Origin of the sequence: Croceitalea sp. MTPC6 (genome assembly GCF_036985525.1) — a bacterium.
In the GTDB taxonomy this organism is placed as follows: domain Bacteria; phylum Bacteroidota; class Bacteroidia; order Flavobacteriales; family Flavobacteriaceae; genus Croceitalea.
Window position 1 is genome coordinate 66,775 of record NZ_BTGR01000010.1, and the last position, 17,525, is coordinate 84,299.

Annotated in this window: 13 protein-coding genes; 3 read left to right on the top strand and 10 right to left on the bottom strand. The window is 36.4% G+C overall.

Annotated elements, in window-relative coordinates:
* Positions 1–106: 106 nt before the first annotated feature.
* The 8 genes from AACP56_RS15925 to thrA all read right to left on the bottom strand — a co-directional run bounded on the left by AACP56_RS15925 (position 107) and on the right by thrA (position 8,440).
* Positions 107–601, bottom strand: coding sequence for a hypothetical protein (locus AACP56_RS15925; RefSeq protein WP_339335333.1), 495 nt, complete (start codon positions 599–601; stop codon positions 107–109).
* A 69-nt stretch (positions 602–670) separates the two neighbouring features.
* Positions 671–1,381, bottom strand: a complete 711-nt coding sequence (locus tag AACP56_RS15930) for a YebC/PmpR family DNA-binding transcriptional regulator (RefSeq protein WP_339335331.1) — start codon at positions 1,379–1,381, stop codon at positions 671–673.
* Positions 1,382–1,452: 71 nt separating this feature from the next.
* A complete protein-coding gene (locus tag AACP56_RS15935) occupies positions 1,453–1,737 on the bottom strand; it encodes a 4a-hydroxytetrahydrobiopterin dehydratase (RefSeq protein ID WP_339335329.1) in 285 nt (94 codons plus the stop codon).
* Positions 1,738–1,758: 21 nt separating this feature from the next.
* Positions 1,759–2,586 carry a sugar nucleotide-binding protein gene (locus tag AACP56_RS15940; RefSeq protein WP_339335326.1) on the bottom strand — a complete coding sequence of 276 codons (828 nt, stop codon included), beginning with the start codon at positions 2,584–2,586 and terminating at the stop codon, positions 1,759–1,761.
* Positions 2,587–2,596: 10 nt separating this feature from the next.
* Positions 2,597–3,682 (bottom strand): glycine cleavage system aminomethyltransferase GcvT, encoded by a 1,086-nt coding sequence (gcvT, locus tag AACP56_RS15945; protein ID WP_339335324.1) that lies wholly within the window; start codon positions 3,680–3,682, stop codon positions 2,597–2,599.
* A 91-nt stretch (positions 3,683–3,773) separates the two neighbouring features.
* Positions 3,774–5,069, bottom strand: coding sequence for a threonine synthase (thrC, locus tag AACP56_RS15950; protein ID WP_339335322.1), 1,296 nt, complete (start codon positions 5,067–5,069; stop codon positions 3,774–3,776).
* Position 5,070: 1 nt separating this feature from the next.
* Positions 5,071–5,994 carry a homoserine kinase gene (locus tag AACP56_RS15955; RefSeq protein ID WP_339335320.1) on the bottom strand — a complete coding sequence of 308 codons (924 nt, stop codon included), beginning with the start codon at positions 5,992–5,994 and terminating at the stop codon, positions 5,071–5,073.
* Position 5,995: 1 nt separating this feature from the next.
* Positions 5,996–8,440, bottom strand: a complete 2,445-nt coding sequence (gene thrA / locus AACP56_RS15960; protein ID WP_339335318.1) for a bifunctional aspartate kinase/homoserine dehydrogenase I — start codon at positions 8,438–8,440, stop codon at positions 5,996–5,998.
* Between the two features lie 249 nt (positions 8,441–8,689).
* Between thrA and AACP56_RS15965 the strand changes: the two genes are divergently transcribed.
* Positions 8,690–10,225 carry an NAD(P)H-hydrate dehydratase gene (locus AACP56_RS15965; protein ID WP_339335316.1) on the top strand — a complete coding sequence of 512 codons (1,536 nt, stop codon included), beginning with the start codon at positions 8,690–8,692 and terminating at the stop codon, positions 10,223–10,225.
* 5 nt (positions 10,226–10,230) lie between these two features.
* Here AACP56_RS15965 and AACP56_RS15970 read toward each other — a convergent pair whose 3' ends face one another.
* Both AACP56_RS15970 and AACP56_RS15975 read right to left on the bottom strand, forming a co-directional pair.
* On the bottom strand, positions 10,231–10,653 hold the full coding sequence (locus tag AACP56_RS15970) for an STAS/SEC14 domain-containing protein (protein WP_339335314.1): 423 nt from the start codon (positions 10,651–10,653) through the stop codon (positions 10,231–10,233).
* Between the two features lie 207 nt (positions 10,654–10,860).
* Positions 10,861–13,413, bottom strand: a complete 2,553-nt coding sequence (locus AACP56_RS15975; RefSeq protein WP_339335312.1) for an ATP-dependent Clp protease ATP-binding subunit — start codon at positions 13,411–13,413, stop codon at positions 10,861–10,863.
* A 258-nt stretch (positions 13,414–13,671) separates the two neighbouring features.
* Between AACP56_RS15975 and gyrA the strand changes: the two genes are divergently transcribed.
* Both gyrA and AACP56_RS15985 read left to right on the top strand, forming a co-directional pair.
* Positions 13,672–16,203, top strand: coding sequence for a DNA gyrase subunit A (gene gyrA / locus AACP56_RS15980; RefSeq protein WP_339335310.1), 2,532 nt, complete (start codon positions 13,672–13,674; stop codon positions 16,201–16,203).
* A 30-nt stretch (positions 16,204–16,233) separates the two neighbouring features.
* Positions 16,234–17,478: a tetratricopeptide repeat protein gene (locus AACP56_RS15985; RefSeq protein ID WP_339335308.1), complete on the top strand. Its 1,245-nt coding sequence runs from the start codon at positions 16,234–16,236 to the stop codon at positions 17,476–17,478.
* Positions 17,479–17,525 lie beyond the last annotated feature (47 nt).

A 17,525-nucleotide genomic window follows, 5' to 3' on the forward strand; every position in this document is an offset into this window, starting at 1 on the left:
TTTTTGGAAAGTAAAACTACTTTGATTAAAACTTCGTAAGTACCATAAAGTAGATTTTTCTATAAGTATTAATTGGTTAAAAGGACTGCGTGGGGCGGTCCTTTTTTTATGTCTTTTTTAAAATTTTAGGAAGTGTTTTCTCTTTCTTTTTTGTGTTTCCAGGAAACACCAGATTAGTACTTGAATATGAATCTCCAAAGGTTTTGGCAGCAGTATAGACTTGTTTTACAGCATCAATCACCTGTTCTTTGGAAAGTTCCTTTAATGGGTGGATGAATACGGACCATATGATTTCATCGCTAAGAGCATATTTTACATCTAATGCAGAATGAAAATTAGCAACAAGCGCATTTAGAAGCTCTTCTTCGCCTATTTTTTCACGCTCTACAATTGGTGAAATAATTCGCATTCGATTTGCATTTTCATCAAAGACACAAATTAGCACTGCATCATTCACCAAAAATTGGTAGGAATTTCCATTTACTTTCAGTGTATCAGATTGTTCTTCTAGGATTTCAAGTAATGAATCAGCATTCATCTCCTGTGAAACACTGGCATTGAGAACAAAAAGGACAAGCATTATAGTAATTAGATAGCGCATAGTAAATTGTTTATAAATAAGTCGCCAAAAAACGCTTCAATTTGCAATTGACTTCTAATAAAATGCGAGCTACTCTTTCATAGTGTGGTATACGTTCTGTACATCATCGTCCTCCTCAATTTTTTCAAGCAATTTTTCAACATCGGCTGTTTGTTCCTCATTTAATTCTTTAGTGACCTGAGGAATACGTTCAAAACCTGATGATAAAATTTCTATTTCTCTGGCTTCCAGCTCTTTTTGTATAGCACCAAAACTTTCAAAAGGGGCATAAATCAATATTCCATCTTCATCAACAAAAACTTCTTGCGCTCCAAAATCGATAAATTCCAATTCAAGTTCTTCTGCATCAATCCCTTCAGATGGAATCCTAAAATTACAGGTATGGTCAAACATGAATTCCACTGAGCCCGATGTTCCCAAATTGCCATTGCATTTATTAAAATAGCTTCTGATGTTCGCAACGGTACGCGTATTGTTATCGGTAGCTGTTTCAACTAGAATAGCAATGCCATGCGGGGCGTAACCTTCAAAAAGCACTTCTTTATAATCCCCTTGATTCTTATCACTTGCTCGTTTTATTGCCCTTTCAATGTTGTCTTTGGGCATGTTTACAGATTTTGCATTCTGTATAACGGCTCTTAGTCTAGAATTAGCATCGGGATCTGGCCCTCCTTCTTTAACCGCCATAACAATGTCTTTACCAATTCTGGTAAAGGCCTTGGACATAGCAGCCCATCGTTTCATTTTACGTGCCTTTCTAAATTCGAAAGCTCTTCCCATTTATCAAATAGTTTTAGGATAAAGACAAATTAACAAAACGACATGGATAATCACAAGCCAACTAAAGCGAATTACTGGTTGATGATTTTCTCTATAATAGTTGCCAAATCAAAATCTTTTTGGGTTACCCCATCTACATCATGCGTATTTAACTTAATAGTCAAAGAATTATACACATTTTCCCAATTAGGATGGTGGTTTTGTGCTTCACATTCGAAAGCAATTCTGGACATTGCAGCAAAAGCTTCTTTAAAGTTTTTGAACTTATATGATTTGGTGATGGCGACATTATCAAAGATCCAGCCATCTATAGCTGATAGTTTTTCTCTAATTTGTTCTTCGCTTAATTTTTCCATATTGTGCTAAAATTAATCAATTCAATCCACCATTAAGTGATGGTCTATAATTTCCTGATAAGTTATTCGTAAGTTTTTTGGCAGTTTATTTTTTTTTGGTAAAACTGCTAGATAACGTTCTTCGTTGGTAGTATATACCTTTTTTAAAACGGGGTGATAGTTGCCCAAGCGTTTGATGACTTCTTTCACAAAATCTTCATGATGAACCAAATCTGTACTTCCTAAATGGAAAATTCCATACTTATCTTGGTTTATGAGATAATGTACCTGTTGCATTAAGCGGTCATCATTGGTTACGTTGATGATAAGGTTAGGGAATACCTCTACGGGTTCGTTACTTTCCAATAAAGTTTTAAACTCTTTAATTCTTGGGGAAGTATTCCCAAAAACCATAGGTAAGCGCAAAATAGCTACTTTGGTTTTTGGCATGCGCATCATCATATTCTCGATACGTATCTTTAATCTACCATAAATACTCTCAGACAAAGTTTTGTCATTTTCGTATGAAGGAAATTTACTGTACGCATCAAAAACATTTGCCGAGGAAATAAAATATAGTTTACAGTTGTGCTTGGATAAATATTCCAATAAATGTATGTGAGCCTGTATTTGAGCCGTAAAATTTCCCCTTAACGAAGAAATTATAAAATCTGGACGTACTCTTTCCAGTATTTTAAAGATGTCATCTTCCTCTAAATCGTAACGAAAAAACTGTTTGTTATCTGAGAATGACCTGTTTGAATAATAAGTGCCATAGGTGTCAAAGTAATTACAAAGCTCTTTGTATAAGGAGTTGCCAATGAATCCACTAGCACCAAGTATGAGAATCTTTTTTTTCTTTTTATCCAATTAGAGTGAACTAGCTTTTATAAAAAGGAGGTTTAACAACTGTTGCAGAAACTAACTTTTTACGGATTTGTATATATATTTTTTCACCTGGTTTAGCAAATTGAGAGGATATATAGCCCAAACCAATCCCTTTGCTAACTGAAGGGCCCATAGTACCAGATGTTACCTTACCAATTGGGTTTTGTTCAGAGTCCATAATTTCATAACCCTGACGGGGAATGGCTTTTTCATCCATTTCAAAGCCTATTAATTTTTTGGTTACACCTTCTTGTTTTTGCCTTGCCAGATTTTCACTATTTACAAACTCTTTTGTAAACTTGGTCACCCAACCAAGCCCAGCCTGTATAGGCGAGGTGGTTTCATCAATATCATTACCGTAAAGGCAATAGCCCATTTCTAAACGCAATGTGTCCCTAGCTGCTAGACCAATAGGCTTAATTCCATAATTGGCACCGGCTTCCAGCACTTTCTCCCAAACCTGTTTTACTTCAGAGTTTTTACAATAAATTTCAAACCCACCTGAGCCTGTATAACCCGTAGCAGAAATGATTACATGTTCTATGCCGGCAAAATCTCCAACGATAAAATTGTAAAATTTAATCGTTGACAAATCATGGGAAGACAAGGATTGCATCGCTTCAACAGCTTTTGGACCCTGAATGGCAAGTAATGAGTACTCTCCAGATAAATCACGCATTACAGCGCCTATATCTGTATTGTATTTTGAGATATGCTTCCAATCTTTTTCAATATTCGAAGCATTTACTACTAGAAGATAGGTTTCATCTTTGACTTTATAGATAATTAAGTCATCAACTATTCCACCTGCTTCATTTGGGAGACAACTGTATTGTGCTTTGCCAACATCAAGTTTAGAAGCATCATTGGAACTAACTTTTTGGATTAATTTTAAAGCTTTTGGTCCTTCTATCAAGAATTCCCCCATGTGTGAAACGTCAAAAACACCAACCTTATTTCTGACAGTTTCATGCTCTATATTAACTCCCTCGTAGGAAACAGGCATATTAAAACCAGCAAAAGGAACCATTTTTGCCCCCAAAGAAGTATGGGCTTGCGTGAGTGCAGTATCTTTCATTATTCAATATTAGTGGTTGTAAAAATATTGAAATAATATGGGGTCATTTTAATTATGAACTATTGTTTTGCACAAACTGTTGTTGATTTTTTTATCTCCCTAGCAGATAAGATTTTAATTCTTTGTACGAAGCTATTTTGATGGATACTTTTTCTTTATCCATAACCTTCTTTATTTGCTTAGGAATCTCTAAATCTATTTTTAGTGTGTCTTTTACTACATCTAAAAATTTGACAGGATGGGCAGTTTCTAAAAAAATCCCATAGACATTAGGATGTTCATCTTGATACTTTTTTAGTCCCAAATAGCCCACTGCTCCATGTGGGTCGGTGATGTAACCATGATTTTGGTATATGTACTTCATAGTTTTTTTGGTAGTCGTATCATCAAAAGAATAGGAATAGAGGTTTTCGTTGAGTTTTGAAAAATCATTATTATACAAGTGGCGAATTCTAATAAAGTTACTTGGGTCACCAACATCCATCGCATTAGAGATCGTTGCCGTTGATGGCTTGGGATGGTATTCACCCGTTTTCATGAATTGTGGTACTGTATCATTTACATTAGTGGCAGCAATAAAATGTTTTACGGGCATCCCCAAACGTTGTGCCACCATTCCCGCACATATATTTCCGAAATTCCCTGAAGGAACAGAAAACACAATATCTTTATTTTGACTTTTAGCTTGTTTGAAAGCAAATAGAAAATAAAGTAATTGTGGTAACCAACGCGCAACATTAATGCTATTAGCTGAAGTCAGTTTTTGATGTAAGGTTATTTCTTCATCCAAAAAAGCAGTTTTTACCATTTGTTGACAGTCATCAAATGTTCCGTCTACCTCAATTGCGGTTATATTTTGGCCCAAAGTAGTCAACTGCTTTTCTTGAATTTCGCTGACCTTACCACTAGGGTAAAGTATTACTACCTTAACACCATCAACTCCCAGAAAGCCATTAGCGACCGCCCCACCAGTGTCTCCTGATGTAGCTACAAGAACAGTAACTTCTTCTTTTGAGTTTTGTGAGAAATACCCCAAACAGTTCGCCATAAATCGAGCACCAACATCCTTAAAAGCCATTGTTGGCCCATGATAAAGCTCAAGTGTAGCAACGTTCTTTTTAATTTCTATAACTGGAAATTCAAAGTCCAGCACATTTGTTAAAATTTCCTTTAATACGGTTTCTGGAATATCTTCTTTTACAAATTGTTCTATGGCCCTAAAGGCTATTTCATGATTTGAAAGATTTTCTATTTGCTTAAAAAAGGAATTAGGGAGAGGGGTTATGTTTTCAGGGAAATAAAGCCCTTTATCAGGCGCGATACCAGAAATTACCGCTTCTTTAAAAGAAACATCTTTTGCTTTTTTGTTAAGGCTATAAAAATTCATATCACTTTATTTCTTTGACTCCTTTTGAACAAATTTTAGAGACATGGATGTCATAATCAATTCCTATTGCTGTATATATCATTGCCATACTTTTTGCCACAACTTTGGCTACTTCTTCTCCCTTACTTAATGCAAAGACCGAAGGTCCCGACCCAGAAATACCACAACCGAGAGCACCTGCAGAAACAACTTCTTTTTTCAATCTCTTGAACTCAGGAATAAGTATAGAACGTATTGGCTCCACGATATGGTCTTCTAAGGAACGACCGATTAAATCGTAATCTTCAGCAAAAAGTCCTGCGACCAAACCTCCAAGGTTTCCCCATTGCCTTATACCTTTTTCCAAGGTGATAGAGGTTTTTAAAATCTTTCTGGAGTCAGAGGTCTTAATTTCTATCTGCGGATGTATTACGGTGGCAAATAATTCTTTTGGAGTATGTATAGGTACAATATCCAATGGATTGTAGCTTCTTACCAAGGTAAAGCCACCATATATTGCTGGAGCCACATTATCCGCATGCGCAACATCACTGGCCAATTTCTCACCTTGCATGGCAAACTGGACCAATTCTAATTTTGAAAATGGCTCACCTAAGAGATGATTCATGCCCCATACCGCTCCAGCTGAACTAGCGGCACTACTGCCAATACCACTTCCTGGTTTTATGTTCTTATGGATTTCAACTTCAAAACCACCTTCATAATCACTTTTCTCTAGGAGTGCAAGCCCTGCTACACCAGCAACATTCTTATTGGTTTCCAAAGGAAGTTCTTGACCTACTATTTTAGTGATTTTTATGCCTGGGGTTTTAGATTTTCGGACTATCATCTCGTCACCAACAGATTCCAATGCTAAGCCGAGGACATCAAATCCACAAGAAACATTGGCAATAGTACCTGGGCAAAAAACCTTGATTTCTTCCATATTAAAAGTTTCCTATTCTAATGATATCTGCAAAAATACCAGATGCGGTAACTTCTGCACCAGCTCCAGCACCTTTGATTATCATAGGCTGGGCTGGATATCTTTCCGTAAAGAAAAGTACAATATTGTCACTCCCTTCTAAGTTGTAAAAATCGTGTCCTTTAGGAATCTCTTGCAAGCCTACTTTTGCTTTGCCATTTTCGAATTGGGCAACATATTTTAGTTTGCTATTGTTTTGCCCAGCGTTTTGATATAACTTTTGAAAACTAGCTTCATACTTTTTCAGGGATTCAAAGAACTCTTCATTGGATTTGGTTTCTAAACTCTCTCTGGGTAAAAAGGGTTCATTCTCAATGTCCTCTATTTCGAGCTGATTCCCACTTTCCCTGGCTAAAATCAAAATTTTCCGCATTACATCTATGCCACTTAGGTCAATGGTTGGGTCTGGTTCAGTATAACCTTCTTCTTGTGCTTGTTTTACTACATCATGAAAAGTAGTCTTGTCATTGAAATTATTAAAAACAAAATTTAAACTACCAGAAAGGACAGCTTGAATTTTATTCACTTTGTCACCAGATGCAATGAGGTGCTTTAAAGTATCTATAATAGGTAATCCCGCACCTACATTAGTTTCGAATAAAAAGGGAGAATTGTATTTTTTAGATAGTTGCTTTAGCTCTTTATAGTTAGAGAAATTTGAAGAGCACGCTATCTTATTACAAGTAACAACTGAAATACTGTTCGCTAAGAAGTCTGAATAAGTTGTAGCCACTTCTTCACTTGCCGTATTATCAACAAAAATACTGTTTCGATAATTCAACCCTTTTACTTTTTCAATAAATATAGCTCTATTGGCTTTTTCACCGGAAGCCAATTCTTTCTCCCAATTATCCAAGGATATTCCACTATCGTCAAAAACCATGGTTCTAGAATTTGAAATTCCGATGACCCTGATATTTAATTTAAGCTCTGATTTTAAATATTTTTTTTGTTGACGAATCTGGTCTAAAAATCTAGACCCTACATTGCCGACACCCATTACAAAGAGGTTCAATTGTTTTATGTTTTCCTCAAAGAACTCCTCATGTAAAGTATTCAGCGCCTTTTTAACATCATCTCTTTTAATTACCGCTGAGATGTTTCGTTCTGAAGCTCCTTGAGCAATAGCACGTATGTTTACATTATTCTTACCAAGGGTGCTGAACATTTTTCCGCTAAGCCCTTGATGACTTTTCATATTATCACCAACCAATGCAATTATAGCCAAATTGCTCTCAACAAGAACAGGCTTTATTTTTTTAGTAACAATTTCATATTCAAATGTGTTGTTAACTGTGGTTGCAGCCAATTCTGCATCTTTATCTGCAATACCTACACATATGGAATGTTCTGAAGAAGCTTGAGTAATCATCACAACGCTTATGCCCTCTTGCGATAAGGTTTCAAAAAAACGTTTAGAAATCCCAGGAATACCTACCATTCCTGAACCTTCCAGAGATAGCAAAGTGATATTGCCAACATGGCTTATTCCCTTTACGGATTTTCCTTTACCGTTTTTGTTTTTGGTAATTAATGTCCCCTCATCTTCAGGTGAAAAAGTATTTTTAATAACAATGGGAATCCCTTTTGTTAAAACTGGTTGGATAGTAGGAGGATAAAGAACTTTTGCACCAAAATGTGAAAGCTCCATAGCCTCTTCATAAGAAATATGGGAAACACATTTTGCCTGTTTTACCAATTTAGGATTTGCTGTATACATGCCACTAACATCGGTCCATATTTCTAAGACATCAGCATCTGTAGCCGCAGCGATAATTGCAGCAGTATAATCTGAACCACCCCTGCCTAGGGTAGTGGAGTTCCCATTTTTGGATGAAGAAACAAAACCGGGTATTACGGTTATTTTTTTCTTTGTATTAAAAAAGTATTTTTTGCAATTGGCATTTGTAGATTCAAAATCTACATTCGCATTACCAAAGCTCTCGTCTGTAGTAATAAGACTTCTACCATCCTCTAAAACCGCATCCAAACCTTCTGAAATAAAATACTGACTTATTATATATGAAGAAAGCAATTCGCCATAGCTCACCACTTTGTCAGACAACCTTTGGGTAGTCTCTCCTATCAAGAAAGCACCTTCGAGTAGTGTTTCAAGATTGTTAAGCTCACTTTTAACTTTGCTTAAAATACTACTTTGAGCATTTACAGGAAAAAGACTTTTTATTACCCTAAAATGTCTTTCTTCAATTTCATTAAGCCCATTTTCATAAGCTATATCTTGAAGTGAAGCAAGCGCTAAGGAATTCAATAGAACATCAGTCACTCCACCCAAGGCAGATACTACAACACCAATTTTACCATTAGAACTGTTTTGAACTATTGACTTTACTTTTTCTATATTTTCCTCGTTGGCAACAGAAGTACCTCCGAATTTTAATACTTTCATTTAGATATTTTTGAAAAATTGTGGAACAATTGAATATGTGGACGAATATTAATAGAAAGTTACCCCAAAGGGGTAATAGTGATAGTAGCAATTGACGAAGTAGTCGTAATTGTCAAAAAGCTAGTTGTGTCCAATTGTTTAAATTGCATATTTCTAAAAGTGATATCAAAAGTAGTACATTTGGATACCCCATCAAATGATTCCTAAATTTTTATGATTTTCACAATTTTAAATAATTTTCTTTGCTGAATGAAAATATTTAATGCTGAACAAATATACGCTGCTGATAAATTCACAATTGAAAAACAGCAGATAACGAGTGATTCGCTAATGGAAAGAGCGGCATCACAGATATTTGAATGGATGAATTCCAGGCTTCAAGGAGCTAATGTAAGAATACATTTGTTCTGTGGTATTGGCAATAATGGGGGTGATGGCATTGCATTAGCTAGACATTTAAAAGAAAATGGGTATTCTATTTTGGTCTATGTGGTCAATTATAGTGAGAAACGCTCCAAAGATTTTTTGATAAATCTGGATAGGCTTAAAGAAAGAAAGCTATGGCCAGAATTTTTAGATTCTGATTGTGAGTTCCCTGAGCTTGGCCATGACGACATTATTGTAGATGCTATTTTTGGAATAGGATTGAATAGAAGTCCTGACGATTGGGTAGTTAAACTTATTAATCATATAAACGATTCTGGAGCTTTTATTCTTTCTATAGATGTTCCCTCAGGATTATTTTTAGATAGAATCCCCGAGGATAGTAAAAAAGTCGTGAGAGCTTCACACGTACTAAGTTTCCAGGCACCTAAGCTAGTATTCTTTCTTCCTGAAACTGGAATTTTTCTAAATCAATGGGAGTTGCTCGATATTGGACTAGACCAAGAATGTCTTCATAAAACGGAAACAGATTTTGAGCTGATCGGTAAGTCGGAGGTTTTGCCTATGTACATGCCTAGGCTTAAGTTTTCCCATAAAGGCAGTTATGGACACTCTATGATTGTAGGTGGAAGCTACGGAAAGATTGGAGCTGTGAATTTAGCAGCTAAAGCATGCTTGAAAACTGGAAGTGGATTGGTTACTGCATATGTTCCTAAATGTGGTTACATTCCTTTACAAGCTAGTACACCAGAGCTAATGGTAATGACTGATGATGAAGATGAAATCCTAACCGAAATTGAAAGTATCAAAAAAGCAGCGGTAGTCGGAATTGGCATGGGGATGGGAGTAGAGGAAAAAACAACTATTGCTTTTTCTGAGTTTTTAGACGAAAACACTTGCCCATTGGTATTGGATGCAGATGCTCTGAATATTTTGGCTGATGACAAGGAATTGCTCAAAAAATTACCTAAAGAATCTGTTTTAACCCCTCACCCAAAAGAGTTTGAACGATTGGCGGGTAAATGGAAGGATGATTTTGACAAACTAAGAAAGGCAAGAGAGTTTTCGATCAAGTACAATTGTATTTTAGTTTTAAAAGGAGCTCATACAATCACTTTTTATAATGGAAAGGGTTATATAAACGCTACTGGAAATCCAGGTATGGCAACGGCTGGTAGCGGTGATGTTTTAACAGGGATGATAACCGCTTTAGTTGCTCAAAATTACCCCCAAATTCATGCTGCCATTTTTGGAGTTTACTTACATGGGTTAGCAGGTGATATGACTGTTATGGAGAATGGATATGAAGCTGTAACAGCTACCGATATTTTAAATAATATAGGAAAAGCTTTTGTAGAACTATTTAAGCGACCTTCTGCTGAAAATCAAGAAGCACAATAAATAAACTAGGCACTCTTCTTCCCCTTATTTTTTTTGGAGACACGTTTTTTTATCCAATTGATTGCATTGTCATATTCTATAAAGAATTCCATATTCTTTTTGTAGAACATCTTTTCAATTTTGAAATTATGCATATCAATTTCCTTTTTAGAAACGATAGCAAAGGCCTTTAAGTTTTCTAAACCCCTTAAATACGTGTAGATAACAGGATCTATGGCATAAGAATTCTTTCGTAAGCTTACATATCCAAATTTTCTTCCTCTAAAGTGAATTTCTGATATCCCTATGATTTGGTAAGCCCTTTCAAGCGTAAGTGTTGCTCCTTCCTCAAAGATGGATACCATATAGTCATCAAATACCTGTACTATTCCAATATCTAAATGATATTCTTTAACAATAATGGTTTTTTTGCTAAATCCCATTTTCATTCCCCAAAAGTATTATAGTGTGTCTCTATGGCGAATGTAGCCGTAGCTGTGTGTTTTGAGAAAAATAATAGATTAAAAGCTCAAATATCGTTTTAAATGTTGCCAACAAATAAATTCCATTGAATACATATGTTTTATCTACAGTGCCGATACTAAAAAAGAGCCATAATTATGGCTCTTTTCTATCATGAGATAAAATAATCTCTGTTAGGCTTTCGAAGATTTTTCTTGCTTCTTTATTTTTATGGTAAGCTCTTCCTTTTTCTCATCTAGATCCATGAAGATACTATCACCCTCATTCAAATTAGAGTTTACAATTTCTTCAGCTAAAGAATCTTCAATATATTTTTGAATGGCTCTTTTTAAGGGTCGAGCGCCATATTGCTTATCAAAACCTTTGTCTGCAATATAATCTTTTGCCTTTTCAGAAAGGTTTAAATCGTATCCAATGTCTTTGATACGCTTGAACAACTTATCCAATTCAATATCAATGATCTTATGAATATCCTCACGTTCAAGAGGATTAAATACTATAACATCATCAATACGGTTTAAAAACTCAGGAGCAAATGCTTTTTTCAATGCATTTTCAATAACGCTCTTTTGGTGGCTGTCCGCTTGGGCTTTTTTAGATGCAGTTCCAAAACCAACACCTTGCCCAAAGTCTTTCAACTGTCTGGCACCAATATTGGATGTCATTATTATGATAGAATTTCTAAAATCGATTTTTCTACCTAGACTGTCTGTTAAGTACCCATCATCTAATACTTGTAAAAGCATATTGAAAACATCTGGATGCGCCTTTTCAACCTCGTCCAAAAGAATGACAGAATAAGGTTTTCTCCTTACTTTTTCGGTTAGTTGACCACCTTCTTCATAACCTACATATCCTGGAGGCGCACCAACTAGTCTTGAAATAGCAAATTTTTCCATATACTCACTCATATCTATTCGAATGAGTGCATCTTCAGAATCAAATAACTCTTTTGCTAAAACTTTTGCCAATTGTGTTTTGCCAACTCCGGTCTGACCTAGGAAGATAAACGAACCAATAGGTTTATTGGGGTCTTTAAGCCCAGCCCTATTACGTTGTATGGCTTTTGCCACTTTTACAACAGCCTCATCTTGCCCAATCACATAATCTTTAATCAACTGCGGAAGTTCAGCCAGTTTGTTGCTCTCGGTCTGCGCAATTCTATTTACAGGAATTCCGCTCATCATAGAAACAACATCGGCAACATTATCTTCTGATACAGTCTCTCTATTTAACTTGCTTTCTTCTTCCCAAGTTTCTTGGGCCATTGCAAGGTCCTTTTCTATTCTTTTTTCGTCATCACGCAGTTTAGCAGCCTCTTCATATTTCTGCTTTTTCACCACGCTGTTCTTTAATTCCCTAACTTCCTCAAGCTGATTTTCCAATTCTAGAATCTGCTTTGGTACGTCCATATTCACGATGTGAACTCTAGAACCAGCTTCATCTAGGGCATCTATAGCCTTGTCTGGTAAAAATCTATCGGTCATGTACCTATTCGTTAGGTTAACACATGCTTTTATAGCATCATCTGTATAATTTACATTGTGGTGGTCTTCATATTTCCCTTTAATGTTCATAAGGATTTCAATGGTTTCTTCCACTGTAGTGGGTTCTACCATTACCTTTTGGAAACGACGCTCAAGTGCCCCATCTTTTTCAATATATTGACGATACTCGTCTAATGTAGTTGCTCCAATACATTGAATCTCCCCTCTAGCTAAAGCTGGTTTAAACATGTTGGAAGCATCTAAACTACCGGTAGCACCACCAGCACCAACTATGGTATGAATCTCATCTATAAAAAGAATGATGTCATCATTCTTTTCAAGCTCGTTCATCACGGCTTTCATGCGCTCTTCAAACTGACCCCTATACTTGGTTCCAGCAACTAGAGAAGCTAAGTCCAAGGTAACCACACGCTTTCCGTACAATATTCTCGATACCTTTTTATTTATAATGCGTAGTGCCAAACCTTCAGCAATAGCACTTTTACCCACTCCAGGTTCCCCTATTAAAAGTGGGTTGTTTTTCTTCCTTCTACTAAGAATCTGTGATACCCGCTCTATTTCTTTCTCTCGGCCAACAACAGGATCTAACTTGTTTTCTTCCGCAAGTTTGGTCAAATCCCTACCAAAGTTGTCCAGAACTGGAGTTTTAGACTTTTTACTACCTTTTTGGGCATTGCCTGATGAGCCAAAAGTACTTTCCTTAGAATCACCTGTGTCTTCTGCATCACCAGGGAAAGACTCTGCCCTTGTTACATCAAGGTAGTCATCGTCACTAGTAATCATGGATTTGAATTGCTCTTTAACATTGTCATAATCCACTTTTAGTTTATGGAGCAATTTTGTTGTTGGATCGTTCTCATTTCTAAGAATACAAAGCAATAAATGAGCAGTATTTATTGAGGAGCTCTGAAAAAGCTTTGCCTCTAAAAAAGTCGTTTTTAAAGCACGTTCTGCCTGCCTTGTCAAATGCAGGTTTTTTTTGTCTTTTTGTGCGTTACTGGTATTTGGGTTAGCAGGGCTTAAAATTTCAACTTTTCTTCTTAAATGTTCTAAGTCTACATCCAGTGCATCCAATATGTTTATGGCCTTTCCATTACCGTCACGCAAAAGACCAAGCATCAGATGTTCTGTACCTATAAAATCATGACCAAGTCTAAGAGCTTCTTCTTTGCTAAATGCAATAACATCTTTTACCCTTGGCGAAAAATTATCATCCATAAATTTCCTTATTCAGCAATTAAAATTAATAAAACTAATCCAACAATGGTCAAATACCGTACCCATATTCGACAAAGAAGCTGTAAATGACGAAAAAAATAAGCTTTTTTAAATTTTTAACATGTTGATTTAAGAAGATTAATGTGAATTCTTATGTTAATAATTTTTTTAATAAAGTACTGGCTAACTGTTTTGGAACATGCGTTTTTACGTATATTGCCTTGATATTTTAATTACAAAAATCAAGACGATTTTAATATGGCTGAAGGAGAAAAATTGATACCTATCAACATTGAAGATGAAATGAAATCTGCCTACATTGATTATTCAATGTCGGTCATTGTGTCACGTGCCTTACCTGATGTCAGGGATGGCTTAAAACCAGTGCATAGAAGAGTTCTTTATGGGATGTATGAGCTAGGTGTCAGATCAAGTAGTGCGCATAAAAAATCTGCTCGTATTGTGGGTGAAGTTTTAGGAAAATACCATCCGCATGGTGATACATCGGTATATGACAGTATGGTGCGTATGGCCCAAGAATGGAGTTTGCGTTACATGCTAGTGGATGGGCAAGGTAACTTTGGTTCCGTTGATGGTGATAGTCCTGCTGCTATGAGATATACAGAAGCTCGTATGCGCAAAATTGCTGACGATATGTTGGCTGATATTGATAAAGACACAGTCGACCATCAATTGAATTTTGATGATTCGCTTAAGGAGCCCACTGTATTACCTACTAGGGTTCCACAACTTCTTGTTAATGGGGCATCTGGTATTGCTGTTGGTATGGCTACCAATATGCCGCCCCACAACTTATCGGAAGTAATAGATGGTACCATTGCCTATATTGATGATAGTAATATTGAAATTGATGAATTGATTACCCATATCAAGGCTCCTGATTTTCCAACAGGTGGTATTATTTATGGGTACGATGGTGTCAAAGAGGCATTTCACACAGGTCGGGGCCGCGTTGTAATGCGAGCCAAGGCTACTTTTGAAGAGGTACAGGGAAAAGAATGTATCATAGTTACAGAGATTCCATATCAGGTCAATAAGGCTGATATGATAAAGAAAACTGCTGACCTCATCAATGATAAGAAAATTGAGGGTATTTCCGCAATTCGGGACGAATCGGATAGAAAAGGAATGCGAATCGTTTACATGTTAAAAAGGGATGCCATACCCAATATAGTCCTAAACACACTTTTTAAGTACACCGCATTACAATCTTCTTTTAGTGTAAATAATATTGCGCTCGTAAATGGTCGCCCTAGATTATTGAACTTAAAAGAGATAATTCATTATTTCGTAGAGCATCGTCATGAAGTTGTTGTAAGAAGGACCAAGTTTGAGCTCAAGAAGGCTGAGGATAGAGCCCATATATTAGAGGGGCTTATTATAGCATCGGACAATATTGATAGGGTGATTGAAATTATTAGGGCATCTTCTAATGTAGACGAAGCCCGAAATAATTTGATGGAGGAGTTTAAGCTAACGGAAGTTCAAGCCAAGGCCATTGTTGAGATGCGTCTACGCCAATTGACCGGTCTGGAACAGGATAAGCTCAGAGAAGAATATGATGCCCTTTTAAAGACCATCGAAGACTTAAAAGACATTCTTGATAAGAAAGAAAGAAGAATGGAGATTATCAAGGATGAGCTGCTTGAGGTTAAGAATAAGTACGGAGACGGAAGACGTTCTGAAATTAATTTTGCTGGGGGCGATTTAAGCATAGAAGATATGATACCAGACGAGCAAGTGGTAATTACCATTTCTCATGCTGGTTATATCAAACGTACACCACTTACAGAGTACAAAACCCAGAATAGGGGAGGAGTAGGTCAAAAAGCATCATCTACACGTAACGAAGACTTTTTAGAACACTTGTTTGTGGGAACCAACCATCAATATATGTTGTTCTTTACGCAAAAAGGTAAATGTTTTTGGATGCGTGTATACGAAATACCTGAAGGAAGTAGAACTTCCAAAGGGCGGGCTATTCAAAACCTCATCAATATCGAGAGCGAGGATAAGGTTAAAGCCTTTATTTGTACCCAAGACTTAAAAGATGAAGATTACGTTAATAGTCACTATGTTATTATGGCCACCAAAAGAGGTACGGTGAAGAAAACTTCTTTGGAGCAATATTCTAGACCTAGACAGAATGGAATTAACGCGATAACCATTCGAGAAAATGATGAGTTGCTTGAAGCCAAGCTTACTACGGGTACAAGTCAAATTTTCTTAGGGCTCAAATCTGGTAAAGCAATTCGATTTGAAGAAAGTAAAACAAGGCCCATGGGCAGGAATGCTTCTGGTGTGCGTGGGATTACCTTGGCAGATGATAATGATGAGGTCATAGGAATGGTGTCCGTACATAATTTTGAAGATAATATTCTTGTTGTTTCTGAGAATGGGTATGGAAAAAGATCCAACATTGATGATTATCGCGTAACTAATAGGGGTGGTAAGGGAGTTAAGACCATTTCTATTACAGATAAAACAGGCGGATTGGTTGCAATTAAAAACGTTACCGATTCTGATGATTTGATGATCATCAACAAATCTGGTATCGCAATCCGAATGGGTGTTGAAGATTTAAGAGTAATGGGAAGAGCTACGCAAGGAGTAAAACTGATTAATTTAAAGGATAGCGATTCCATTGCGGCCGTAGCCAAAGTAATGAAAGATGAAGATGCTGTAGAAGAAACAGATTTACTTGATATTGAGGTGAATGAGGAAGATGGCACGGCTCTTGATAATACAGACAACGAAACAAAAGAATAACAATAAACACTAAATATTAATTACATTAAAATGAAAACTAAGATTCTAATTCTTCTTACCGTAATGATTTCAATGGTAGGATTTTCTCAGAAAAACGAAATAAAAGCTGCTGATAAAGCTTTAAAAAGCGGTGATGCTGCAACGGCAAAAAGTACACTAGAAGGAATATCTTCCACCATTGGCTCTGCTGATGAAAAGCTACAGGCGCAGTACTACTCAGTTTTAGGAAATGCTTATTCCAGCCTTTCAGAATTTAAACCTGCTATCGAAGCTTTTCGTAAAGTTGTTTCAGTAGAAGAATCAACTGGAAAAAAGAAGTTTACTGCTGATGCACAACAGAAATTGGGTCAAATGACAGCAGATTTGATCAATGCTGCAGTAGAAGATAACAACAATAAAGCTTTTAAAGCTGGAGCGGAGAAATTGTACATGGGCTATACATTGAGCCCAAAAGACACCATCTATCTTTACTATGCTGCAAGTAGTGCTGTAAATGGTGCTGACTATGACACTGCTTTAAAATATTATAATGAGCTAAAAGAAGTAGGTTATGATGGTAGTGGAGTAAAATATACAGCTGTTAATATAGAATCTGGAGAGGTAGAGGAAATGGATAAGGCAACACGGGATTTATACGTTAAAGCTGGTACCCATAAAGATCCAAAAGAAGAGAAGACACCTTCAAAAAAGGCAGAAATTGTTAAAAACGTTGCTCTGATATACCAACAACAGGGTAAAAATGATGAGGCTTTGGCTGCTTATGAAGATGCGATAGCTAGTAATCCAGGTGATGTGAACCTTATCTTGAACAAGGCTAACCTATACTATACAATGGGTGATAAGGAAAAGTTTAAAGAACTTATGGCAAAAGCTTCAGAAATGGCTCCTGATAATCCAGACTTACTGTACAACATCGGTGTTATAAGCATGGAGCAAGGAAACCTTGAAGAAGCCCGTGTTGCATATCGTAAAGTGTTGGAAATTGACCCAAGTTATGTTAACGCGCAATTAAACCTTTCTACTTCATATGTAAATGAAGGAAACAGTTTAATTGATGAAATGAACACTTTGGGAACCTCAAGAGCGGATACTGCACGTTATGATGAACTTAAGCAAAAGAAGGATGACCTATTTATAGAGGGATCCAAAATATTGGAAGAAGCTTTAAAAATGAACCCTGACAACGAGGGTGTCTTATCTCAGCTAAAGAACATATACGGTGCACTTGGCGATAATGAGAATTTTATGCGCATCAAAAAATTATTGGGAGAGTAGTAAACACTTTTCTTTAAAGTAAAAAAGCCTTGACATTGTCAAGGCTT